Genomic DNA, 23,253 nt, shown 5'->3' with positions numbered 1-23,253 from the left:
TCCGATCCGGCAGCATCTTCGCCCGCCCACATCCGACAAGGACACCATGAGCTACGTACTCAACGATGCCGCCGAGTTCGCCGATGAGTCCGCGGACGGCTTCGTCGCGGTCCACCGCGGCCTCGTGCGCCGGGTGCGCGGTGGGGTCGCCCGAGCCGCGGCCACGCCGGACGGCGAGGTCGCCGTCGTCATCGGCGGCGGATCCGGGCACTACCCCGCGTTCGCCGGCCTCGTCGGTCCGGGGATCGCGCACGGCGCGGCGATGGGCAACGTGTTCGCCTCGCCCAGCGCACAGCAGGTGCACTCGGTGGCCCGCTCCGTGGCCACCGATGCCGGAGTGCTGCTCACCTACGGCAACTACGCGGGCGACGCCTTGAACTTCGATCAGGCGCAGGAGCGGCTGCGCGCCGAGGGGATCCCGTGCCAGACGGTGCGGGTCACCGACGACATCTGCAGCGCCGGCCCGGACGAGAGCGAGAAGCGCCGCGGCATCGCCGGCGACCTCGTCGTGTTCCGCGTGGCCGGATGGGCGGCCGAACGGGGCCTGCCGCTGGACCAGGTCACCGCGCTGGCCGCCCGTGCCAACGACCGCACCCGCTCGATGGGCGTCGCGTTCTCGGGCTCGACGCTGCCGGGCGCGAGCGAGCCGCTGTTCACCGTGCCCGCCGGCCAGATGGCCGTCGGCATGGGCATCCACGGCGAGCCCGGCATCGAGACGCTGCCGCTGCCGACCGCCGACGAACTGGCGGCGCTGCTGGTGCAGCGGCTGCCTGGCCGAGCGCCCCGACACGTCCGGCGACCGCGTCGGGGTGATCGTCAACGGGCTGGGCTCGGTCAAGTCCGAGGAGCTGTTCGTGCTCTACGGCGGGATCGCCGCGGCGCTGCAGGATGCCGGCATCCAGATCGTCGAGCCGGAGGTCGGCGAGTACGCCACCAGCTTCGAGATGGCCGGCGTCTCGCTCACCCTGGTCTGGCTCGACGATGACCTCGAGCAGGCCTGGCGCGCACCCGCCTACACGCCCGCGTATCGCAAGGGCGCCATCGACCTGCCCACCGGCGACGCCGCCGTCGCCGAGGAGCAGGGCGAGCAGGAGACCATTCCGCCGGGAGCACCGGAGTCCGCGACAGCTGGCCGGGTCGCGGCATCCGCCCTGTCCGCCATCCGTGCGGTGATCGACCGGGAGGCCGACGAGCTCGGCCGACTGGACGCCATCGCCGGGGACGGCGATCACGGCATCGGCATGCAGCGGGGAGCGCATGCCGCCGACGCCGCCGCGGCCGACGCGGTGGCGGCCGGAGCGGGTGCCGGCACGGTGCTGACGCGTGCCGGCGACGCATGGGCGGACAAGGCCGGCGGCACCTCCGGGGCTCTGTGGGGAACGGGCTGCGTGCGGTCGGGGAGCGGTTCGGCGACGCCGACGCGCCCGGGCCGCGCGCGGTGGCCGAGGGCATCGCCGCCGCACGCGACGCGGTGCAGGGCTTCGGCAAGGCCGAGGTCGGCGACAAGACCCTCGTGGACGCGCTGGTGCCGTTCGTCCAGCGCCTCGCCGAGCGGGTCGACGCCGGCGACGGGCTGACGGCGGCATGGACGGATGCTGCGACCGCGGCCACCGCGGCGGCGGCCGCGACCTCCGACCTGCTGCCGCGGGTGGGTCGCGCCCGTCCGCACATGGAGAAGAGCCTGGGCACGCCGGACCCGGGCGCGGTCTCGCTCGCGCTGGCGATGACGGCGGTGGCCGCTCTGCTGGCCGAGCAGCGTGCCCACGAGCACGCAGACGAACAGAAGGAGAACTGAGATGGCTCGCACATGGCGCGTGATCGTCGGGTCCGACGACGCGGGGTTCCAGTACAAGGAGGCGCTGAAGGCCGACCTCGAGAACGATCCGAGGGTGGCCGAGGTGATCGACGTGGGCGTGGACGCGCAGTCGCACACCCCCTACCCGACCGTCGCGATCGCAGCGGCCGAGAAGGTCGCCGCCGGCGACGCCGACCGCGCGCTGCTGGTCTGCGGGACGGGGCTGGGCGTCGCGATCGCGGCGAACAAGGTCGCCGGCATCCGTGCCGTCACCGCGCACGACAGCTACAGCGTCGAGCGCAGCGTGCTCAGCAACAACGCGCAGGTGCTCACCTTCGGCCAGCGGGTGGTCGGGCTGGAGCTGGCCCGCCGCCTGGCGAAGGAATGGCTCGGCTACGAGTTCGACGAGTCCTCGTCATCCGCCGCGAAGGTCGCGGTGCTCAAGGACTACGAGTCCGGCGACGCAGGGTCGAGCGGCATCGGGTCGAGCGGCACCGGGTCGGGCGGAGACGCCGCCTGATGGGCGGGCGCACCACGGTGACTCTGGGCGTGAGCCTGAAGCTGTATCTGGACATCCCTGCCACCGTCCGCTGGGCGCACGAGGTCGCCGCGATCGCGCGGCGCCAGGCGTCCGTGCGCTCCGGTGCGGTGACGCTGATCGCGCTGCCCTCGCTGCCGGCGCTGGAGGCGACCCGTGCGGCGCTGGAGGGAAGCGGCGTGCAGGTCGGCGGGCAGGATCTGTTCTGGGAGGACCGGGGTGCGTACACCGGCGCCGTGAGCGGCGCCGACCTGCGGCAGGCGGGCTGCCGCTACGTCGAGGTCGGCCACGCGGAGCGCCGCTCGGTGTTCGGCGAGGACGACGGCGTGGTGCGCCGCAAGCTGGCGGCGGCCGTGCGCAACGGGCTGGTCCCGATCCTGTGCGTGGGCGAGCAGACCCCCGACGAGGATGCCGCCGCCGCGTGCGTCGGGCAGCTCTTCTCGGCGCTGGCCGGGATCCCCGACGGCACCGTGGTCGACGAGCTGATCGTCGCCTACGAACCGGTCTGGGCGATCGGCGCGCAGGAGCCCGCGCCGGCCGCGGCCGTGACCGCCGTCGCGGTCGCCGTGCGCGCCGCCCTGGCCGACGATCCGCGGGTGGCCGCGGCATCCGTCCTCTACGGCGGCAGCGCCGGGCCGGGCCTGCTCGGCACGCTGGGCGCGGCGGTCGACGGCCTGTTCCTCGGCCGGTTCGCGCACGACCCGGCCCAATTCGAGCGGGTGGTGGAAGAGGCCGCGGCGCTACTCTGAACGCAGCTCTGACAGGATGCAGACCAAGACCCGGGAGGCGATGTGAGCGCACCGACGACTCAGCCGCAGTCGCGGCAGAGCCGGCAGCAGGCGCGGCAGCGCGAGATCACCGAGGCGGTCATGGCCGAGGGCGCCATCCGGATCGAGCAGATCGCGGACCGGTTCAACATCAGCGTGATGACCGCGCATCGCGATCTGGACGAGCTCGAGGGCCGGGGCGCTGCGCAAGGACCGCGGGGTGGCCACGGCGATGTCGACGGCGCTGGTCGAATCCAGCGACGTCTACCGGTCGAGCCGGCAGCTCGCCGAGAAGGAGGCGCTGGCCCGCGCCGCGCTGGAGTTCATCGAGCCCGGCCAGGCCATCATCCTGGACGATTCCACGACCACGCTGCACCTGGTGCCGCCTTGCACGCCAAGACCCCGCTGACGGTGATCACGAACACGCTGACCATCATGGAGCAGCTCAAGGGCACCCGCGGGATCACGCTGCTGTCGGTAGGCGGGCAGTTCTACAACTGGTGCTCGGCGTTCATGGGACGCATGGCGGTCGAGGCGTTCGCGTCGCTGCGCGCCGACGTGCTGGTGATGTCGACCTCGGCGATCACCGACGACATCGCGTTCCACCAGACCCTGGAGACCGTGGATGTCAAGCGCGCGATGTTCGAGTCGGCGAGCACGCGCATCCTCCTGGCCGATCACACGAAGTTCGACCGTCGTGCGCTGCACGCCATGCTCCCGTTGAGCGATTTCGACGCGGTGGTGGTGGATGCCGAGACCGACCGCGCGCACGTCGACCGGCTGCGCAAGCGCGGCGTGAAGGTGGTCGTCGCCAAGAAGGCGCCGCGCGAGGCGCGGTCATGACCGGGCGGCCGGATGTGGATCGCTCGGATGTGGATCGGCGCGATGGGGCGGGGCATGTGCCTCGGCTCGATGTGCCTCGGCTCGATGTGCCTCGGCTTGATGTGCTCGGTGCGATCAACCAGGACGTCGTGGCCCGGGTCGAGCGCGCGCCGCGCCCCGGCGAGACCGTGGCCGACGGCATCCTCACCCATCAGCCCGGAGGCAAGGGCGCCAACCAGGCGACGGCGGCGGCGCGGCTGGGGGCGTCGGTCCGGATGCTCGGAGCCGTCGGACCGGATGCCGCGGCCAACCAGATGCGCGCCGCGCTGGCGGATGCGGGGGTGGATGTCTCGGCCGTCCAGACCGCCGACGAGGCCACCGGCACCGCGCTGATCGTCGTGGACGAGACCGGCGAGAACTCGATCGTCGTGTGCCCGGGGGCGAATCTGCAGATCGACCCGGAGCGGATCGACCGGGATCCGGCCGTGCCCGTTCTGGCCCAGCTCGAGGTCGCGCCGCACGTGGTCGACCACGTCGCACGCACGAGCACCGGACTGTTCGCCCTGAACGTCTCGCCGGCCCGCGAGCTGGGGCCGGTGCTGTGGGACCGGGTCGGTCTGTTCATCGTCAACGAGGGGAGTACGCGCACCTGCCGCGGCTGGCGACCGCACCGCTGGTCGCGCTCACGCTCGGCGCCGACGGGGCGGTGCTGCTGCGCGGCGGCGTGAAGATCGCCGCGGCGCCGTCGGTCCCGACATCCGTCGTGAGCACCGTGGGCGCCGGCGACGCGTTCGCCGCGGCGCTGACGGTGGCGCTCTGCGCGGGCTCGACGAGGAGGCCGCACTGCGGGCCGCCTGCGCCGTGGGCGCCGCCGCCGTGGCCGACGAGCGCAGTCAGCCGCGGCTCGAGCCGCTGGACGCCTACCTGTCCTGACGGTCGGGCTGTATCCGGCCTGACGGTCGGTTCGGTCGTCACGAACCGTGGCTTTGGCCCGCGGCAGGCCCCGCGTTGTGACGACTGAACCCCGCGCCCGCCGCTTCGGTCGTCACGAACCGTGGCTTTGGCCCGCGGCAGGCCCCGCGTTGTGACGACTGAACCTCGCGGACGTCAGCGGCCCGCGGTTCGGTCGACGCATACGGCTGCTCGCGCCTCCATCGCACAGCCATTTGCGTCGACTGAAGATCGCGCCCGCGGTTCGGTCGACGCATACGGCTTGCTCCCGCGGTCGTCGCACAGCCATTCGCGTCGACCGAAGATCGCGCCCGCGGTTCGGTCGACGCATACGGCTGCTCGCGCCTCCATCGCACAGCCATTTGCGTCGACTGAAGATCGCGCCTGTCGGCGGCCGCGGTTCGGTCGTCACGAACTGCTGCTTCCGTCCGCGGCAGGCACCGGATCGTGACGACCGAACGCGCGGCCCGGCTCCGGCACCCCCGTACGCTGGAGGGGCCGCTCGGCCGAAAGGACGCGATGACCGCCCTCATCCCACTGACGAACACTCCCCGCGACTACGCCTGGGGCGCGGTCGACGGCGTCGCCCGCACGCTCGGCTGGACTCCCACCGGCGGGCCCGAGGCCGAGCTGTGGCTCGGCGCGCACCCGCTCTCGCCGAGCCGCGCCGTCGACCAGGACATCCCGTGGGACGACCTGGCCGGCTGGGAGCAGTGGTCGGGTACAGCGCTGCCGTACCTGCTGAAGCTGCTGGCCGCGGCATCCCCCTCTCGCTGCAGGCGCACCCCACGCCGGAGCAGGCGGCCGACGGGTTCGCGCGTGAAGAGGCCGCCGGCATTCCGCTGACCGCACGCGAGCGCAATTACAAGGATCCGAACGCGAAGCCCGAGCTCATCGTCGCCGTCGAGGACGGGTTCGAGGCGCTGTGCGGCTTCCGGCCGGTCGACGAGACGCGGGACCTCATCGATGCGCTGGCCGCGGCATCCGATGCGCCGCACGAGCTGGCGCCGTGGCGGGATGCGGCGGCCACCGGGGTCCGTGAGGGCTTCGCCTGGCTGCTGTCCGGGGCGACGGAGGTCGCGACCGCCGTGGCCGCGGCGTCGGTCATCGCGCAGGCCCACCCGCGCCGGTTCGAGCTGATCGATCGGCTGTCGCGTCAGTATCCCGGTGACCCGGGCATCCTCGTCGCGCAGATGCTCAACCACGTCACGCTCGCCGCCGGCGAGGCGCTGTGGCTGCCGGCGGGCAACATCCACGCGTACCTGCGCGGCACCGGCGTCGAGCTGATGGGCCCGAGCGACAACGTGCTGCGCGGCGGGCTGACCCCCAAGCACGTCGACCGCGACGAGCTGGCGAAGGTGCTCGACTTCACGCCCGGCCCCCCGTCGCGCCTCGCGCCGCTCGCGCGCGGCGCGAATGTGGTCGCCTACCGGCCGATGTCCGTGCCGTCAGGCGCCGGAGTCGGGTTCGAGCTGCTGCTGATCACCGGCGACGCCACCGTCCAGACCGGCTCGGCCGCGATCGCGCTGACCGTCGAGGGGTCGTTCGCACTGTCGGCGGACGGGGCGGATGCCGCCGCCGACCACGGCGCCGTCGTCTTCATCGACGCACCCGCCGAGGTGCGCATCACCGGCTCGGGGCGGCTGTTCCTCGCCGCCGGCGTCTGAGCCGCCCGCGCCCGCCCCCTGCGCGAAACCGGAGATCGGGCGTATCCTGCGAGCGTGACCGCACCGGGGACTGACGTGTGCATCGCCGGCGGCGGGCCCGCCGGGGTGATGCTGGGGCTGCTCCTGGCTCGCGCCGGCATCGACGTGACCGTGCTCGAGAAGCACGACGACTTCTTCCGCGACTTCCGCGGCGACACCGTGCATCCCTCCACCCTGAACCTGCTCGACGCGCTCGGGCTTGCGCGCGCGGTTCGAGGCCATCGAGCACGCCCCGCTGCCGCGGCTGGATGTCGTGATCAACGGCATCCGGATCCACGCGGTCGACTTCACCTCGCTGCCGGCACCCAACCGGTTCGTCACGCTCATGCCGCAGTGGGATCTGCTCGACCTGCTCGCCGATGCCGGGCGGGAGCATCCGTCCTTCCACCTGCACATGGGCGCCGAGGTGACCGACGTGATCCGCAGCGGCGGCCGTGTTCGTGGGGTGCGGGCGCGCACCGCCGACGGCGAGCTGACCGTCACCGCGCGGCTGGTGGTGGCCGCCGACGGGCGGTCCTCGACCGTGCGCCGCGCGCTCGCGCTGGTGCCGCAGGTGAGCCCGGTCGACACGGACGTGCTCTGGTTCCGGGTGCCGCGGCCCGAGCGTCCGGTTCCCGACACGCTGGCCTGGGCGAACGCCGAGGGGATGGCGATCACGATCCCGCGGCCGGAGTATCTGCAGTGCGCGCTGCTGGTGGCCAAGGGATCGCTCGACCGGCTGCAGGAGCAGGGCATCGGGGCGTTCCGCGACCGGGTCGCGCGCACGGTGCCGCGGCTGGCCGACGTGGTCGGCGCAGTCGCCTCGTACGACGACGTCAAGCTGCTGTCGGTGCAGATCGACCGCCTGCCGCGCTGGTGGCAGGCCGGGGGTCCTGTGCATCGGGGATGCGGCGCACGCCATGTCGCCGATGTTCGGCGTGGGCATCAACTACGCGGTGCAGGATGCCGTGGCCGCCGCCCGTGTGCTGGTTCCGGCGCTGGGCGGGGGAGCCGGAAAGGCCGCCGTCCCGGACACCTCCGACGACGCGGTTGATCGCGCGTGTGCGGCCGTGCAGGCGCGGCGCGAGCGGCCGACCGCGCTGATGCAGCGGATCCAGCGCGCCGGGCACCGGGTCATCGCGACCGGGCGCGTCGGCCGGCTGGTCGACAATCCGCCGACGCGGATGCAGCGCGCCGTGCTGCGGACCGCCCTGCCGGTCCTCAAGCCGCTGTTGGCACGTCTGGTCGGCTACGGGTTCCGGCCGGAGCGACTGTGACGGCGGCGGGCCGCGGCATCCACCATTCCGGGTCGGTCCAGCGATCGGCTGCCTCCGCCCGGGCCAGCTTCGGCAGGTAGGCGGGCACCGCGGCCCGCCGCTCGCGCACCGACTCGTGCAGCACGGCGTCGTCCGGGAGGTGCCGGCGCAGCGGGATCAGCAGGTTCCAGACCCATGAGTTCTGGTGCAGGGGAGCGGTCTGGGCGAACGTCCGCTCCACCGTGCAGTAGCGCGCGTAGATCTCGGCGGGCCGGCGATCGCGCAAGCTGGAGCTGGTCGCAGACCCCGTCGAACACCCACTTGAGGGCGATGGTGGCCAGGTCGTGATCGTGGAACGTGCCCCCCACGTCGCAGTGCACCCCGGGAAACCACGCCTCTTCGAACCCGTCGCGGCGATCCACGGGCAGGTAGCGGAACGAGCGCCGGGTCTCGTCGATCGAGACGGCGTGCCGCAGGCGGCGCACGTTCCACAGCGAGCAGGTGTCGGGCCAGTCCAGGCTTCCGAGCCCCGCGAACCACGCCTCCACGGTGTCCCAGATGCCGAGGTACTCGACCGGGATCGCGTGCACGTCGCCGGCGAGCTCGTCGGGCACGGCATCCGCGAATCCCCCGATGCCGGCGCCACCGGCTCGCCCGCGGTGCCCCAGCACAGCGCATCGGCGAACGCCTGGGCCTCGCGGGCGCGCAGCGCGACCGCCTTCTTCGTGCCGACCGGCTTGACATACTGCGCGACGGCGTAGTCGACGAGGTGCTCGGATCCGTTCGCAGCAGGCCCGGTCGCGCCAGCAGCGCCGCCAGCGCCCGTGCGGTGTACGCGCCGCGGCTGAACCCGAAGATGTAGATGCGGTCGCCGGGACGGTAGTTCTCGACCAGCCACCCGTAGGCCTGACTCACCTTCCGGCGCATGCCGAAGCCGAAGGCGAGGCCGCCCAGCCGCGACAGCCGGCGTCCGATCGCGCCGCGCGCGGTGGCCGAGGGCAGCGTCCCGACGCCGGGGTCGTAGTAGGCGATCTGCGTCGCCGGGTCGTCGAGGTCGAGCATCATGAACACCTTCGCCGCATTCGTCGGATGGTGGTCGAGCTCGTTGCTCGTGCCGTCCAGGCAGACGACGATGTTCTTCGGGCTGTACGGAGCACTCATCGGAACCTCCCCGCTCACCAGGAAGACCCCTGCCGCCCGCCTCCTGATACACGGCCCTTCCGTCCCCCTGCGCCTCGCCATCCCCCTTCACGGGGTCGGGCGCGGGGTGTCAGCCGCGGACGGCGCGCACGGCGTCCCAGACCGCGTCGGCGACGGCGCGCTTGGTTCCGGATGCCTCGGCCACGACGTCGCCGCCGGCTGCGAGGACGACCACCTCGTTGTCGGCGCTCTCGAACCCCTGGGTCCAGCCCACGGCGTTGACCACGAGCAGGTCGGCGCCCTTGCGGGCGAGCTTGCGCCGGCCGCGCTCGAGCAGCTCCTCATGCGAGCCGACCGTCTCGGCGGCGAAGCCGACGATGGTCTGCCCGTCGCGGCGCGCGCGGACCAGTCCCGCCAGCACGTCGGCGGTCTCGACAAGGTCGAGCACTCGTCCCGGCCCGTCGACGGCATCCTTCCGGAGCTTCGCGTCGGATGTCTCTGCCGGCCGGTAGTCTGCGACCGCGGCCGCCATCACCACCACATCGGCGCCTTCCGCGGCATCCGCCATCGCGTCGTCGAGCTCGGCGGCCGTGGCCACGCGCACGACGGTGAGCCCGGCGGCGTCGGCCAGCACGCCGTCGTCGGTGTGCGCGGCGACCAGCGTCACCGCCGCCCCGCGATCGGCGGCGGCCCGCGCGAGCGCCATGCCCTGGCGCCCGCTGGACCGGTTGCCGAGGAACCGCACCGGGTCGATCGGCTCGCGCGTGCCTCCGGTCGAGACCGCGATGCGCAGGCCGGCCAGATCCTGCGGGCGCAGGCATCGCGAGGGCGGCGGCGACGATCTCCTCCGGCTCGAGCATCCGCCCCGGCCCTGAGTCGCCACCGGTGAGCTCTCCGTCCGCCGGCCCGACCACGTGCACGCCCCGCGCCGTGAGCGTGGCGATGTTGGCCCGCGTAGCCGGGTGCCGCCACATCTCGGTGTGCATGGCCGGCGCGACGACGACCGGTGCCGTCGTGGCAAGTAGGGTGGTCCCGAGCAGGTCGTCGGCGATGCCGGCGGCCATCTTCGCGAGGGAGTTGGCTGTGGCAGGAGCGACGATCACCAGATCGGCGGACTGGCCCAGGGCGACATGGCGCACCTGCGGGACGTCGTCGTGCACGCTGGTGGTGACCGGGTGGCGGCTGAGCGCCTCCCAGGTCGGCAGCCCGACGAACCGCAGCGCATCCTCGGTCGGGACGACGTGGACGTCATGACCGTCCTTGACCAGCAGCCGCACCAGGTGGACGCTCTTGTAGGCCGCGATCCCACCGGTCACTCCCACGACGATGAACATGGCTCGATCCTGCCACTGATCGGCGGAGGCATCCGATGTGCACCGTGATCATGCGGGTGCCCGAGCTCCCGGACGAGACCGTGCGGATCCTCGCCGTGCGCGACGAGGACGCCGACCGCCCCTGGCTGCCGCTGGCCGCCTCGTGGCCCGAACGGCCCGGCGTCGTCGGCGTGCGCGACGTGCGGGCGGGCGGGGCGTGGCTGGCGGCGGATGCCTCGGCCCGACGGCTCGCGATCCTGCTGAACCGGCACAGCCCGGAAGTGCCGGACGGCATCGCGCCGATCTCGCGCGGCGGGATCGCGCTGCAGGCTGTCGCGGGCAAGCCGATCGCTCCGACCGAGGCCGTGCCCGGGTTCAACCTCGTGGACGTCCGGCCCGATGGCGTCCGGATCATCACATGGGACGGGACGACCCGCACCGAGGTCGCCGTGCCGCCCGGCGTGCACATGATCGCCCACCACGACCTCGACGACGCCCGGTCGGCGCGGATCGTGGCCTGGCACGACACGTTCGCCCGCGCGGCCGCCGAGTGGGATGCCGACGACCCGGCGGATGCCCCCAGCTGGGAGGAGTCGTGGCTCGCCGTCCTGGCCCGCAGTGCCCAGCTGGATCCGACCGACGAGCGCGCGATCATCCGCGACAACCGGCCGCTGGGCTACCCGACCCAGTCGCTGCTGCTGTGCACGGCCGAGGTCGGCCCCGACGGCGTCGCGGTCGAGTACGCCGAGCTGGCCCATCCCGGCCGCTGGAGCCCGATCACCCTCGTCCCCCCGGCCTGACCCGCGCCGCCCCCTCGAGGTTGTCCCGCGTCCCGCGAGGTTGTCCTGCGTCGCGCGAGGTTGTCCTCGATCCGCCGAGGTTGTCCTCGGTTCGCCGAGGTTGTCCTCGTTCCGCCGCGTCAGACTTTCGCGGGCTCCGCAGCTTCGGGATGATTCAGGTCGAACGCGGGGCGCTCGCTGCGGATCCGCGGGATCGACGTGAAGTTGTGCCGCGGCGGCGGGCAGCTGGTCGCCCACTCCAGCGACGCGCCGAAGCCCCACGGGTCGTTCACGGTCACTCTTGGCGCCTTTCGGGTCGTGACCCACACGTTGAACAGGAATGGGATCATCGATGCGCCCAGCAGCATGGCGCCGATGCTGGACACCTGGTTCATCCAGGTGAATCCGTCAGACGGAGCGTAGTTCGCGTATCGACGCGGCATCCCGGCGACACCGAGCCAGTGCCTGCACCAGGAACGTCATATGGAAGCCGATGAACAGCATCCAGAAATGCACCATCCCGAGGCGCTCGTTCAGCATCTTGCCGGTCCACTTCGGCCACCAGAAGTAGAACCCGGCGAACATCGCGAACACCACCGTGCCGAACACGACGTAGTGGAAGTGCGCGACCACGAAATACGAGTCGGTGACATGGAAGTCCAGCGGCGGGGAGGCGAGGATGACGCCGGTCAGGCCGCCGAACACGAACGACGTGAGGAACCCGATCGCGAACACGATGGGCGTCTCGAACGTCACCGATCCGCGCCACATGGTGCCGATCCAGTTGAAGATCTTCACCCCGGTGGGCACCGCGATCAGCATCGACATGAGCGAGAAGAACGGCAGCAGCACCGCCCCCGTCGCGTACATGTGGTGCGCCCACACCGACACCGACAGTGCCGCGATCGCGATGGTCGCGAAAATGAGGGTGCGATAGCCGAAGACGGGCTTGCGGCTGAAGACCGGAAAGATCTCGGTCACGATGCCGAAGAACGGCAGCGCGATGATGTAGACCTCCGGATGGCCGAAGAACCAGAACATGTGCTGCCAGAGCGGCACACCGCCGTTCGCGGCGTCGAAGAGGTGTGCGCCGAGGATGCGGTCGGCCGCTACCGCGAGCAGCGCCGCCGCGAGCACAGGGAAGGCCATCAGCACCAGGACGCTGGTGAGCAGGATGTTCCACGAGAAGATCGGCATGCGCCACATCGTCATGCCCGGAGCGCGCATCGTGATCACCGTGGTGATGAAGTTCACCGCACCCAGGATGGTGCCGAACCCGCTCATGGCCAGGCCCATGAACCAGAGGTTGCCGCCGGCGCCCGGCGAGAATGTCGCGTTGGCCAACGGCTGGTAGGCGAACCAGCCGAACGCCGCCGCCCCCTGCGGGGTCAGGAATCCGGCCACCGCGATCGTCGACCCGAACAGGAACAGCCAGAACGCGAACGCGTTCAACCGGGGGAAGGCGACATCCGGCGCCCCCAGCTGCAGCGGCAGGATCGCGTTGGCGAACCCGGCGAACAGCGGCGTCGCGAACATCAGCAGCATGATCGTGCCGTGCATCGTGAACAGCTGGTTGAACTGATCGTCCGTGGGGATGATCTGCATCCCCGGCTCGAACAGCTCCGCCCGGATGATCAGGGCCATCACCCCGCCGAGCATGAAGAACATCACCGAGGCCATCAGGTACATGTACCCGATCGTCTTGTGGTCGGTGGAGGTGATCCACCGGACGACGATGTTGCCCTTCTGCGCAACGCGGGTGCGGGTGAGGAGTTCGGCCTGGCGAGGCGGGAGAGATGACGTCTTCGTGTCTGTCAGGTCGACCGGAGTCGTGGTCGCCATACCCGCATGTTCCCACGCTTCGCGGGGTTCGTGGGCCGTTCGGCCGGAACTCGACGCGGAATGCCTCTGCCTTGCGCTCACCCGGTGCGGTGGGCGCCCACTCGTTTTCGCATCCAGAGCGGATGGTTGTCCACGGGTCGCCATCGGCGGTGCGGGTCCCACCAGGCAGGGCCGCGGACCTGCGGAACACCGTTCAAGATCCGCACCTCCCAGCCGCTGGTCTCGAGCGTCCGGTGGTGGAACCAGCACAGTGCCACCCCGTTGTCGGTGGATGTCTCGCCGCCCTCGGAGTGTTCGCGGACGTGGTGGATCTCACACCATGTCGCGCGTACGTTGCACCCTGGGATCGCACACCCGCCGTCGCGCAAGCGCGATCGCTCGGCGCTGATGCGGGGTGAAGATGCGGTCCCGGACCTGAATGTCGAGGATGCGTCCGAACGCGTCGAGGATGACCCGCTCGATCTTGCCGCAGCAGGCGGCGTGCCGTGCCACGTGCAGCGGCACCGGCTCGTCGATCCCATCGATATGGGCGTAGCCCCTGCCGCACTCGAGGTCTTCGGCACGCACGGCTACGGTGAGGGTCGGCGCAGCGCCTCCGAGGGTGGGCGTGTCGGCTGAGCCTGCCGCGGCGATCAGGATCGCAGCGAACGCGTCGTGCGCCCGCTGCGGCATCGTGCGCGGGTCGGCAAGGGACTTCGGCGGCTCATCAGAGTCGTCGGAGGGGATCGGAGCGAAGGTCGGCCCCTGCCGTTTCGGGTTGTTCTGCGCGTCCAGCAGGAGTTGCAGCTGCGCGGCGACGTCGACCAGCAGATTGCCGCGCAGTGACACGATGCCATCCCGCGCGCGCCCCAGACGCAACTCACGCAAGCCGGGTTGCCCGGTCGTCGCGGGGTTCGGCGCCGTCGGGGTCGAGCACCGCCGCCCACACCTGGGCCTGCAGTCGCAGATCGTCGCACCCTGCCGGCGGGTGACCCCCGGGTGAGGCACCGCGGCCGGCCGCCGCGAGTTCTTCGTCGGCGGCCAGCCGCTGCTCGACGGTCGCGGCCGGCAGTGCCTGCTCGAGCACCCGGAAGATGCCGCTCAGTGCCTCGGACGAGACCTCGCCGGCGCCGAGCGCCTCACGGAGGCAGGGGAACCGGGCCGGCAGCAGTTCGCCGCTGGACACGGCGAGGCGACGGCGAACGCCCCGCGCGGCACGACCGAGCTCGGCGGTGCGCTGCGACGAGCAGCGGGTCGCCCGCCGCAGCAACTCGTTCGTGTCACGGCATCCCTTGCGCGAACAGAGCCGATCGCCACGGTCGGCCGCATCGTCGCGCGCCTGGATGTGCCCGGTCGCCTCGACCAGCATCGCGTCGGCGAGCCGGCTCATCTCTGATGCTGTACGCGGCAAGCCGGAGCAAGTCGTCATCGGATGCCGCGGCCATCGCGTTGTTGTCGAATGCCGTGCGCACCACGGACGACAGCGCATCGCCGATGCGATCCAGTCGTTCCGTGAGCTCGTCCATACCTTCGATTATTCACGGGGGCTCCGACATCCGAATCGACGACGCCGAGAGTTATCCACAGGTTCGCTGCGGCGCACCGAGGCGGCCTGCCAGAGGAGTCAGGCCGCGTCGGTGCAGGTCACTCGGCCTTCAGCGTCCAGGCTCCGTCGCCCTGCACGGTCAGGATCGACGGTCCCGCCGAGAACGGGACGGTGCCGGAGTAGGCGCCGATCTCGTTGACCAGCAGTCCCATGCCGAAGGCCTCGGATGTCTCTTCGTAGACGACGAAGTTGCGCTGCCCCTTGTGCGTCGCGGTCAGTGCCGCGGCATCCCCGTTGTAGAGCATCACCCCGTCACCCGTGCCCTTCGCCGACCCGGTGAACTCCTTCGCGGCTGCGAACGGAGAGATCGTGACCGTCCAGTCGCCATCGGCGGTGACCTGCAGCCGCACGCCGTCCCCGAGTGCCATCAGCCCCCATGCCGTGGTGCCCGAGTATCGGCCGATCGTGTTCACCAGCAGTTCGCCGGTCGACGAGTTCGACGCGTCCAGCATGCTGATCGCGAAGTTGCGCTGGCCCTTGTGGGTCGCCGTCACGATGCCGCCGGTGGCGCCCTTCGGCAGCGTGATCAGCGAGTCGCCGTGCCCTGTCTTCTTGACCGGGGCGAACGTGCCGAACGAGTCATCCGCCCAGACGGCGGCGGCGTTGACCGGTTCAGCCTCGTCCGCAGACTCGGATGCCTCGTCCGAGGCCGCCGATGCCTCGGCGGCGGGGGCGGATGCCTGGGCCGACGCCGTCGAGTCGGCTGCCGCGGGCGGCTGCGTCTGTGCGGGAACGTCCGCACCCGGCGTCGACGATCCCGCGTTCGCACCGCTGACCGAGCCGATGACGATGCCGAGCACGACCAGAACGGCCGTGACGATCCAGGCGATCTTCCTGTGCGCGTGGTACCCGACCAGCGGCCGGCCGGCGCGGTCGCGCATCGTGCCGGTGAGGATCAGGATGAGGTCGATGAGCCACCAGATGCCGAGCCCGCCGAACGTGATGAGCTTGAGGATGCCGGTGCCCACCTTGCCGAGGTAGAAGCGGTCGACGCCGAGGAATCCGAGGAAGAACGACAGCAGCCAGGCGGCGAGGAACTGCTTGCCCTCGGCCCGCGGCGGCGCTGCGGAGGAGACGGGCGGTGCGGGAGGCTGTGTGTCGGGACCCATCGGGGTCGGGGGAGTGGTCATGGTCTGTCCTTTCAGATGGTGATTCTCGGTGTCGGGAGGATGTGCTGTCAGAGCGCCAGGTAGGACCCCAGCGCGAGGCCGACGGTGATGAGTCGCTTCACGGTGCTCTCCTCTGTTCGGTGGCGAACTGTCTGCGGCGGAGCGGGCGGGCGACGGGTTCCCCCGTTCCCGACACCCGCCCTGGCGGCGCGTCGCCAGAGACAGACGCTAGAAGCGACCGTCGTGCTGTGGTTCAATCCAGTTGATAAGGCCTCTTATCAAGCAAATGCCCCCACTCGCGCGGAATGCCCCGCTACGGTGAGCACATGACCACGACGCCCGTATCGGCAGGGACGGCACCCGAGCCGCTGCTGATGTCGTTGTCGGGCGTGGCCGAGTTGGCGGGAGTGCAGCGTGCCGTCGCATCGATGTGGCGCACGCGATTCGCCGGCGGTGACGCTCCCTTCCCATCTCCGGCGGCCCGCAAGGGCGGGCGTGACCTGTTCGACGCGCACGATGTCGCGGTCTGGCTCGCCGAGACCGGCCATGGCAACAACCCCGATCCGATCGCCGACGCTGCGGCGTCCGCCGACGGCATGTCGATCGACCTGGCCGACCCCGACTCCGTCGCCGAGCTGTCGGCGCTGATCACGTTGCGCGCGCAGAGCGCAAGCGGTGCTGGCGGACCACGGGCCCGAGGAACTCGCCGCGCTGGCCCGCCAAGGCGACCCCGACGACACGCATCTGCGGGCCGAGATCGCGCGCCACCTCGAGCGGGGAGCGCCGTGGCTCGCCTATGTGGACGCCCTCGTCGACGCGGCGTACTCACCCGCAGCGGCGCTGGCGCGCATGAGTGCCCGAGCGCATCGAGCCCAGCGCGCCCACGGATCGGCCGGCGACCTCGGCGGGCGGGCACGCGACCTCGCCGTCGCACTCGTCCACGGGCTGGTCGGCGGCGCCGAGCGTCCTGCGCTGCGCATCGAGCCGGGCATCGACGCCGCACTGTTCGACGCGATCCTCCAGCCGTTCGACGGCGATGCCGACGTCGAGATCCCCGGCAGCGACCAGGCACGCGCCCTGCGCCGCCGTTCGATGTGTGCAGGGGTACCGGTGGGCCTCGGCCCGGGCGACGCATCCGTGGTGGCGGTCGCGCGATATCCGCTCACGCCCGGCGAGGGCGTCGAGGCGATCCTCGCGGCCGTGGACGAGTTCACCTTGGGGCTGGGCTCCGACGAGTCGGCCGTGGTGATCGCGCCGGCGCGGTGCCTGGTGGATGCCCTGCCGGCCGCACTGTCAGCCGTCCGTGCCGAGACCCTGCGGACGGGGCGGGTGCGGGCGATCGTCCGTCTGCGCCCGGGGCTGGTGACGACGGCTTCGCGTGAGGCGCTGGCGCTGTGGGTGTGCGGCCCCCACGCCGACATCCCCCTCGGCGATCGGGTGATCGCGCTCGCGGACCTCACCGAAGTGGAACTGACCCGTGCCGCCGTCACCGATCTGGTCAGCGACATCCTGGCCAATCTCGGTGGTCCGGGCCAGGCTCGTGCGCACGCGTTCCGGTTCGCCCGTCTGCAGCGCACGTCGTCGGTGCTGGCTCGTCCCGGTGCGCTGGTGAAGGATGCCGCACCTCGGCGGATGCGGGAGGTGCCGGCATCCGGCGACCTGTCGGCGCAGCTCGACGCGGCGATCCAGGCGGCAAGCCGCGGACGCCCCCGCGCTCGCGCCGACGCCGCAAGCCGGGGGCGGTCGTCCCGCGCACCATGACGCTCGCCGATGCGCTCGCCGCGGGGCACGTGCGGGTGATCCCGGGAACTCGGGTGGATGTCGACGAGTTCGGCGACGACGGGCTCGGCGTGGTGACCGCCGATGACCTCGATGATCCCGCCGCGATCGGCACGCGACGCGTCGATCAGCTCGGGTTCGCGCAGGCTCATCCGAGTGCGGCACTGACGCGTTCCGGGGACGTCGTGTTCCGCACGAGTCGGTCACCGCGCGCCTGGGTCGATCACTCCGGTTCGCACGTCGTCGTCTACCCCGCACGCGTGCTGCGGATCACGCCGGGCGACCCCGGAGGACTGGTCCCCGAACTCGTGGCAGCCGACATCGCAGCCGGGGCCGCCGTGTCGTCGGGCTGGCGCCGCTGCCAGGTGCGCGTCGTCGACCCCGCACAGGTGGCACCCCTGCGGGCGGTGCTGGCCGCGGCATCCGCCACTCGCGAACAGCTGCAGGACCGCATCGACCGACTCGACCGAATGACCGCCCTGCTCGCCGACGCCGTGGCCGCCCGCGCGGTCACCCTGAATGACGCACCTCACCGATAAGAAGGAACCATGCCAAGAGCCGCGAAGACCGCCCCGCAGTCGCCCTCCACGATGAAGGAGCTGAAGGACACGCTGTGGAAGGCCGCCGACAAGCTGCGCGGGTCGATGGACGCCTCGCAGTACAAGGACGTCATCCTCGGGCTGGTGTTCCTCAAGTACGCGTCGGACGCGTTCGACGAGCGCCGTGCGCACATCCGCACCGAGCTCGAGGCCGACGGATACGACGCCGACCAGATCGCCGAGCTCATCGACGATGTCGACGAGTACACCGGGCGGGGCGTGTTCTGGGTTCCCGCGAACGCGCGGTGGGCGTTCCTCGCCGAACACGCGAAGGGGCTCGCGGCGTCGCTGGATTCGCCCGAGAAGCAGGCGGGCAAGCTGGTCGACGAGGCGATGGATGCTGTCATGCAGGCCAATCCGCAGCTGAACGGCACGCTGCCGCGCATCTTCAACCGTGACAACGTCGACCAGCGACGGCTGGGCGAGCTGATCGATCTGCTCAACTCGGCGCGATTCGCCGGCCAGGGGCAGTCGGGCGAGACCGGGCGGCGCGCCCGCGACCTGCTGGGCGAGGTGTACGAGTACTTCCTGGAGAAGTTCGCCGCCGCCGAGGGCAAGCGGGGCGGAGAGTTCTACACCCCGCGGGTGTCGTCCGGGTGCTGGTGGAGATGCTCGAGCCCACGCACGGGCGGGTCTACGACCCGTGCCTGCGGGTCGGGCGGCATGTTCGTGCAGGCCGAGAAGTTCATCGACACGCACCATGGCGAGGGATCGGACATCTCGGTCTATGGGCAGGAGCTCAACGAGCGCACCTGGCGGATGGCGAAGATGAACCTGGCCATCCACGGGCTCAACGGCAACCTGGGGCCGCGGTGGGGCGACACGTTCGCGCGCGATCTGCACCCCGAGCTGCAGGCCGACTTCGTGATGGCGAACCCGCCGTTCAACATCAAGGACTGGGCCCGCAGCGAGTCGGATCCGCGGTGGCGGTACGGAGTGCCGCCGGCAGGGAACGCGAACTACGCGTGGATTCAGCACATCCTCTCCAAGCTGGCGCCCGGCGGGCAGGCCGGCGTCGTCATGGCAAACGGCTCGATGTCGTCGAATTCGGGTGGGGAGGGCCAGATCCGCGCCGAGATCGTCGAGGCCGACCTGGTCTCGTGCATGGTGGCGCTGCCCACGCAGCTGTTCCGGTCGACCGGCATTCCGGTGTGCGTGTGGTTCTTCGCCCGCGACAAGGGCAAGCGCGCGGGCGAGGTGCTCTTCATCGATGCCCGTGGGCTGGGCCACATGGTCGACCGCGCCGAGCGCGCGCTGTCGGATGACGACATCGCGAAGATCGCCGACACCTACCACGCCTGGCTCGGCCGAGACGTCCCTGAGCGAGCGAGTACCCAGGTCCCTGAGCGAGCGCAGCGAGACGAAGGGCCGGAACCATACGAGAACACCCCGGGCTTCTGCTACTCGGCATCGCTGGCCGAGATCAAGGCTGCCGATTACGCCCTGACCCCGGGCCGCTACGTCGGTGCTGCCGAGGTCGAAGACGACGGCGAGCCGATCGAAGAGAAGCTCGCGCGTCTGCGTGCTGAACTCGAGTCCCAGTTCGCCGAGTCGGCACGGTTGGCGGAGGTCGTGCGCGAGCAGCTGGGGAGGGTGTCGTGAACCGGCGAGGACTAACGGTGGCGGATATCGCGAATCCCGAGCCTCGTTCAATCGCAATTGGCCCCTTCGGGTCGGCGCTTCGTTCAGACAGGTACACAAGCAGCGGGGTCCCGGTTGTTCGTGGCCAGAACATTGGTGACCGCTGGGTGCTGAAGTCGGATGACGTCGTGTACGTCGCGCCGGAGACGGCCGCTGAGTTTCCTGCTTGCATCGTGCGTGAGGGCGATCTTGTCTTTCCGCACCGTGGAGCGATCGGCCGAGTAGCCCTTGTCGGAAATGAAGAATGGCTCTTGTCATCGAGCATGATGAAGCTGACGGTGAATCCGCAGATCGCAGATCCTCGATATGTGCTCTTGTACTTCCGGAGTTCTGGCCGAGATGAACTATTGAAGCGGGCATCGACTGTTGGGACGCCCGGAATCGGACAGCCGCTGACGTCGCTCCGTGGTATTGAAGTTCCCCTCCCACCCCTCCCCGAGCAGCAGGCGATCGCCGAGGTTCTAGGCGCCCTCGACGACAAGATCGCCGCCAACACCAAGCTCGCCGCCACCGCCGATCAATACCTAGCCGCCTTGCTGGATCGTGAACTGTCGTTGGATCATGAACTGACCGAGTTGGGGGAGATTGCCAGTGTCAATGCTGATGCGGTCAAGCCCGTCGCCGGGGGCTCGTTGCGGTATATCGACATTGCGTCCGTTGCCGTGGGCGGGTTCACATTCCCAGAACTCAGCAGCTGGGATGACGCGCCCGGACGTGCTCGTCGCAGAGTTCATTTCGGAGACACGATCTGGTCGACCGTCCGACCCAATCGCCGCTCGCACGCGCTGAACCTGACCGACGATCCTCTCCTGGTCGCGTCGACTGGGCTCGCTGTGCTCTCGCCCCGTTCGGTCGGGTTCGCCTACCTCTACGAGGTCACGCGCCGCCCCGAATTCAGTGCCTATCTTGAGAACGTCGCAGAGGGAAGCGCATACCCGGCCGTCCGCGCAGATCGCTTCCTTGACGCGCCTGTCGCGGTCCTGACGAGTGACCGGGTCAAGCGGTTCGAAGATGTTGCTACGCCGCTACGGAAGCACGTAAACGCACTCGCGACCGAGAACCGCACCCTCGCCGCAACCCGCGACGCCCTCCTGCCACAGCTCATGTCGGGCAAGCTTCGCGTGCGCGAGGCGGAGGCCGCGGCATCCGAGGTAGGAGTCTGACATGTGCAGTCATCTGTCCGGCTGGGTCCTGTGGCCGATATCGATATGAGAACCTGCTCTTCAACCAAGGGAACCACCATGCGCGTCGCGCCCTTCCTCGCAGCATCCGCCATCGCTCTCATCGTCGGAGTCGGCCTCACCGGCTCCGAGCGGCGCGTCGGACGAGGCGCCGGCCGCGTCGAAGCCCGCTGCCGAGAAGTCCGAGGCTCCCGCCCCACAGCCCGTCGACCTCGACGGATCGTGGAAGCAGACGAACGCGAAGAGCGACACGAACTATCAGCAGGCGACCATCGCTGACGGAGTCATCCAGGTCGACTGGGTTGCCGACGGCGGTGACACCACGTCGATCTACTGGGTGGGGACGGCGACTCTGCCGACCGACGCCAGCCAGACCTTCACGTGGGACTCGACACGTGACAAAGCCAAGACCGACAACGCACTTCTCGCCTCGCATGACGACACCAAGACATTCTCGTACGGCGATGACGAGATCAGCTACGAGGTGACGGCGCTGGGCACGACGACGACCGTGCGCTTGGGGCGAGAATGAGTCGGCCGAGAGTCCCGAGTGGAGAGAAGGGTGAACATCACCTTGCGCGCCCTCGTCGACGAAGCTGGGTAAGGATCCTGAGGGGTGTTACCGGCGCTCTCCCCGGCATCACAGCGTGTACCGAATCAGGCCGCTATGAGTTCGCGCGCTTCTCGGGGTATCTGATCGAGTTCGGTGCTGGGTATCGCTCGGACGCCGAGCGATACCCATGCTTCGCGAGCAGCGGCGAAGACCTCGCCATGACGAGCAGATTGTCCGGCAGGGGGTTCCTGGAAGGCGACCGCAATCGGTACGGCGGCATCGGCGCGCGTCGTTACTCCGTGTGCCGAGACCTCTGCACCGTCGCTGCGCAGACAACCGACGACGAAGTTCCAGGATTGCAGTTGCTGCTCGAGAGAGTCGACATCTTGCACATCGAACGCGAAGACCTGCGACAACTGGTCTACGTGGTCGTCGATCACGGCGAAGTCGAAACGCCCGCGCTGTCGACCGATGACCGCCCTGGGTCGGCTGAGCAACGACTCACCGACTTCCAGATTCGCAGTGCGTTCGTACAACTGGGCGAGGTCGCTGATGATTCGGGTACGCGTGCGCGATCGGTTCGCTACCTCGGGAGTGGCCACCAGCAAGGCGAAGAGAAAGTCCGCCCCATCGGCTGCAGACTCTGCTTCGACCGGGGTCGCCGGGCTGATCTGAAGCACATTGTTGAACCGATGGGAGACCAGTTCGAGCCATGCACGCGTTACGCGGACGTCGTCGGGGCTCGTGAAGAGGTGCAACGGGGGGCGCTCGTAATCGTCGATAGAGCGCTGGAGGCGATCGAGCCAGGGGCGAATGGCACCCGCGTCGCCGCCGAGTCGGCTGGCTCGACGCAAGTTCGGCGCAACGCGGACCGCCCAATCTCCACTGTCGCGTCCCACGATGACGGCGACGTTTACTCGCTCGCCGCGCGCTACGTCGGGGACGTAGCGTACGAGCCAGTAAAGGTATGCCGCGCTCATTTCGAGGATCCTGTCGTCTGTCGGCCCGACACAGCGGCCGCGAGGTCGTTGAGCCTGTGTGCGACGGGCCCGCGGCGGCTGAACAAGAACCACGCCATCGCTTCGAGATCCTCGTCGCCGGTACCCCATTCTACTGGGACGGCAGACACTGCGGTCAGCAGTTCTCCGCTGGCCAGAGAACTGATACGAGCGGCCGTCTCTCGCAGCGCACGAACGCTGATTTCTGTTGGGGGGTTCGGGAACGAGGCGTTCGTGTCGAGCAGTCTGTTCAGCACCATGGCATTCCAGTCTCCCTCGCCGGTCGAGAACCAGAGTCCGTGGTCGTATGACCAGACGGAGTATGCGGCGGTCGTCTCGTACAGCCACTGCGGGTCTTCGCCAACGCAGAGGTCCCAGAGGCCGAGCATCGCGGCCTGGCGCCGGGCGTTGTCGTCGCGACGCGTGTACGTCAAGTCGTCGTCGTCCACGGCGTGCGGTACATGGAGCGACCCGTGTGCAAGCAGCGGCACAGTACTCACGGCTGCGGGAAAGTCCGACCACGTGGTGACGACGGGCGGAACGGTGACGAGCGCGCGCTCACGCACGGGAGCACCGATGAGCTTTCCGACCTCGGCCACGATCACTTCATTGACGAGAACCTGGTCGCCCTGTCCGTTGCCTGGCACCTTGACCCAGTACTGCCTGCTATCTGCGCCCAGAGCGAGAAAGGCGCCCGCACCAGAGGATCGTGCCCGTTCCCGAGGAGCACGGATGACCGTTGAAGCCCGAGGGCGCTGCAGACCTGTAAGACTTCCGCGCCAGGTTGCGAGATCGTCATCAGGCCACATGATCCGACAATATCGAGAGTGCACCCGCGGTGCTGCTATCGCGGACCAGAGTAGTCCGCCCGACGTCCGAGAGGGGAGCCACTGATGCCCTTCGCTGTCGTCGATTTCGAG

The 23,253-nt window shown here is 70.1% G+C and carries 19 protein-coding genes and 7 pseudogenes; 16 read left to right on the top strand and 10 right to left on the bottom strand.

The window, feature by feature from the left end; genetic code table 11:
• The first annotated feature begins 46 nt into the window (after window positions 1-46).
• The 10 genes and pseudogenes from L2X98_RS06175 to L2X98_RS06140 all read left to right on the top strand — a co-directional run bounded on the left by L2X98_RS06175 (window position 47) and on the right by L2X98_RS06140 (window position 7,835).
• Window positions 47-1,795, top strand: a pseudogene (locus L2X98_RS06175) (dihydroxyacetone kinase family protein).
• A 1-nt stretch (window position 1,796) separates the two neighbouring features.
• Window positions 1,797-2,315 carry a ribose-5-phosphate isomerase gene (locus L2X98_RS06170; RefSeq protein WP_259612668.1) on the top strand — a complete coding sequence of 173 codons (519 nt, stop codon included), beginning with the start codon at window positions 1,797-1,799 and terminating at the stop codon, window positions 2,313-2,315.
• A 29-nt stretch (window positions 2,316-2,344) separates the two neighbouring features.
• On the top strand, window positions 2,345-3,082 hold the full coding sequence (locus L2X98_RS06165) for a triose-phosphate isomerase family protein (protein ID WP_259612667.1): 738 nt from the start codon (window positions 2,345-2,347) through the stop codon (window positions 3,080-3,082).
• A 42-nt stretch (window positions 3,083-3,124) separates the two neighbouring features.
• Complete coding sequence (locus tag L2X98_RS22140) at window positions 3,125-3,943, top strand: DeoR/GlpR family DNA-binding transcription regulator (protein ID WP_259612666.1); 819 nt, start codon at window positions 3,125-3,127, stop codon at window positions 3,941-3,943.
• An 86-nt stretch (window positions 3,944-4,029) separates the two neighbouring features.
• Window positions 4,030-4,650 (top strand): PfkB family carbohydrate kinase, encoded by a 621-nt coding sequence (locus L2X98_RS06155; RefSeq protein WP_354002936.1) that lies wholly within the window; start codon window positions 4,030-4,032, stop codon window positions 4,648-4,650.
• Complete coding sequence (locus L2X98_RS20240; protein WP_354002935.1) at window positions 4,629-4,943, top strand: PfkB family carbohydrate kinase; 315 nt, start codon at window positions 4,629-4,631, stop codon at window positions 4,941-4,943. Before L2X98_RS06155 ends, L2X98_RS20240 begins: the two co-directional genes overlap by 22 nt.
• 449 nt (window positions 4,944-5,392) lie before the next feature.
• A pseudogene (gene manA / locus L2X98_RS06150) lies at window positions 5,393-6,540 on the top strand (mannose-6-phosphate isomerase, class I).
• 108 nt (window positions 6,541-6,648) lie between these two features.
• Window positions 6,649-6,771: pseudogene (locus L2X98_RS20235) on the top strand (FAD-dependent monooxygenase); the annotation flags it as partial.
• A gap of 133 nt (window positions 6,772-6,904) precedes the next feature.
• Window positions 6,905-7,354: pseudogene (locus L2X98_RS20230) on the top strand (FAD-dependent monooxygenase); the annotation flags it as partial.
• Between the two features lie 124 nt (window positions 7,355-7,478).
• On the top strand, window positions 7,479-7,835 hold the full coding sequence (locus tag L2X98_RS06140; RefSeq protein ID WP_354002934.1) for a hypothetical protein: 357 nt from the start codon (window positions 7,479-7,481) through the stop codon (window positions 7,833-7,835).
• Here L2X98_RS06140 and L2X98_RS06135 read toward each other — a convergent pair.
• The 3 genes and pseudogenes from L2X98_RS06135 to coaBC all read right to left on the bottom strand — a co-directional run bounded on the left by L2X98_RS06135 (window position 7,808) and on the right by coaBC (window position 10,288).
• Complete coding sequence (locus L2X98_RS06135) at window positions 7,808-8,485, bottom strand: phospholipase effector Tle1 domain-containing protein (RefSeq protein WP_259612663.1); 678 nt, start codon at window positions 8,483-8,485, stop codon at window positions 7,808-7,810. The genes L2X98_RS06140 and L2X98_RS06135 overlap by 28 nt on opposite strands.
• Before the next feature lie 67 nt (window positions 8,486-8,552).
• A pseudogene (locus L2X98_RS20225) lies at window positions 8,553-8,975 on the bottom strand (phospholipase effector Tle1 domain-containing protein); the annotation flags it as partial.
• Window positions 8,976-9,084: 109 nt separating this feature from the next.
• Window positions 9,085-10,288: pseudogene (gene coaBC / locus L2X98_RS06130) on the bottom strand (bifunctional phosphopantothenoylcysteine decarboxylase/phosphopantothenate--cysteine ligase CoaBC).
• 35 nt (window positions 10,289-10,323) lie between these two features.
• On the opposite strand from coaBC, the gene L2X98_RS06125 reads away from it, so the two are divergent.
• On the top strand, window positions 10,324-11,067 hold the full coding sequence (locus tag L2X98_RS06125) for an NRDE family protein (RefSeq protein WP_259612662.1): 744 nt from the start codon (window positions 10,324-10,326) through the stop codon (window positions 11,065-11,067).
• Between the two features lie 119 nt (window positions 11,068-11,186).
• On the opposite strand, the pseudogene ctaD reads toward L2X98_RS06125, so the two are convergent.
• From ctaD to L2X98_RS06105, 5 genes and pseudogenes are all read right to left on the bottom strand, one after another.
• Window positions 11,187-12,888: pseudogene (gene ctaD, locus L2X98_RS06120) on the bottom strand (aa3-type cytochrome oxidase subunit I).
• A 77-nt stretch (window positions 12,889-12,965) separates the two neighbouring features.
• Window positions 12,966-13,256, bottom strand: a complete 291-nt coding sequence (locus L2X98_RS20220) for an HNH endonuclease signature motif containing protein (RefSeq protein WP_354002933.1) — start codon at window positions 13,254-13,256, stop codon at window positions 12,966-12,968.
• A complete protein-coding gene (locus tag L2X98_RS06115) occupies window positions 13,201-13,716 on the bottom strand; it encodes a DUF222 domain-containing protein (protein WP_259612661.1) in 516 nt (171 codons plus the stop codon). Before L2X98_RS06115 ends, L2X98_RS20220 begins: the two co-directional genes overlap by 56 nt.
• Window positions 13,717-13,747: 31 nt before the next feature.
• Complete coding sequence (locus tag L2X98_RS06110) at window positions 13,748-14,257, bottom strand: hypothetical protein (protein ID WP_259612660.1); 510 nt, start codon at window positions 14,255-14,257, stop codon at window positions 13,748-13,750.
• Window positions 14,258-14,511: 254 nt separating this feature from the next.
• Complete coding sequence (locus L2X98_RS06105) at window positions 14,512-15,603, bottom strand: TM2 domain-containing protein (protein WP_259612659.1); 1,092 nt, start codon at window positions 15,601-15,603, stop codon at window positions 14,512-14,514.
• 654 nt (window positions 15,604-16,257) lie between these two features.
• Between L2X98_RS06105 and L2X98_RS06100 the strand changes: the two genes are divergently transcribed.
• The 5 genes from L2X98_RS06100 to L2X98_RS06080 all read left to right on the top strand — a co-directional run bounded on the left by L2X98_RS06100 (window position 16,258) and on the right by L2X98_RS06080 (window position 21,314).
• A complete protein-coding gene (locus L2X98_RS06100; protein ID WP_259612658.1) occupies window positions 16,258-17,343 on the top strand; it encodes a hypothetical protein in 1,086 nt (361 codons plus the stop codon).
• Window positions 17,340-17,900, top strand: coding sequence for a hypothetical protein (locus L2X98_RS06095; RefSeq protein ID WP_259612657.1), 561 nt, complete (start codon window positions 17,340-17,342; stop codon window positions 17,898-17,900). Before L2X98_RS06100 ends, L2X98_RS06095 begins: the two co-directional genes overlap by 4 nt.
• 9 nt (window positions 17,901-17,909) lie before the next feature.
• The gene (locus tag L2X98_RS06090) at window positions 17,910-19,562 is read left to right on the top strand and encodes a type I restriction-modification system subunit M (RefSeq protein WP_259612656.1); all 1,653 of its coding nucleotides are present in this window, start codon (window positions 17,910-17,912) and stop codon (window positions 19,560-19,562) included.
• Window positions 19,563-19,579: 17 nt separating this feature from the next.
• A complete protein-coding gene (locus tag L2X98_RS06085; RefSeq protein ID WP_259612655.1) occupies window positions 19,580-20,764 on the top strand; it encodes a restriction endonuclease subunit S in 1,185 nt (394 codons plus the stop codon).
• A 355-nt stretch (window positions 20,765-21,119) separates the two neighbouring features.
• Window positions 21,120-21,314, top strand: a complete 195-nt coding sequence (locus tag L2X98_RS06080) for a hypothetical protein (protein ID WP_259612654.1) — start codon at window positions 21,120-21,122, stop codon at window positions 21,312-21,314.
• A gap of 125 nt (window positions 21,315-21,439) precedes the next feature.
• Here L2X98_RS06080 and L2X98_RS06075 read toward each other — a convergent pair whose 3' ends face one another.
• Complete coding sequence (locus L2X98_RS06075; protein ID WP_259612653.1) at window positions 21,440-22,315, bottom strand: DUF3037 domain-containing protein; 876 nt, start codon at window positions 22,313-22,315, stop codon at window positions 21,440-21,442.
• Complete coding sequence (locus L2X98_RS06070) at window positions 22,312-22,980, bottom strand: hypothetical protein (RefSeq protein ID WP_259612652.1); 669 nt, start codon at window positions 22,978-22,980, stop codon at window positions 22,312-22,314. Before L2X98_RS06070 ends, L2X98_RS06075 begins: the two co-directional genes overlap by 4 nt.
• Between the last annotated feature and the right edge of the window lie 273 nt (window positions 22,981-23,253).

It is taken from the genome of Microbacterium elymi (genome assembly GCF_021582895.2).
In the GTDB taxonomy this organism is placed as follows: domain Bacteria; phylum Actinomycetota; class Actinomycetes; order Actinomycetales; family Microbacteriaceae; genus Microbacterium; species Microbacterium humicola.
This window is presented reverse-complemented; position numbering and strand designations above follow the sequence as displayed.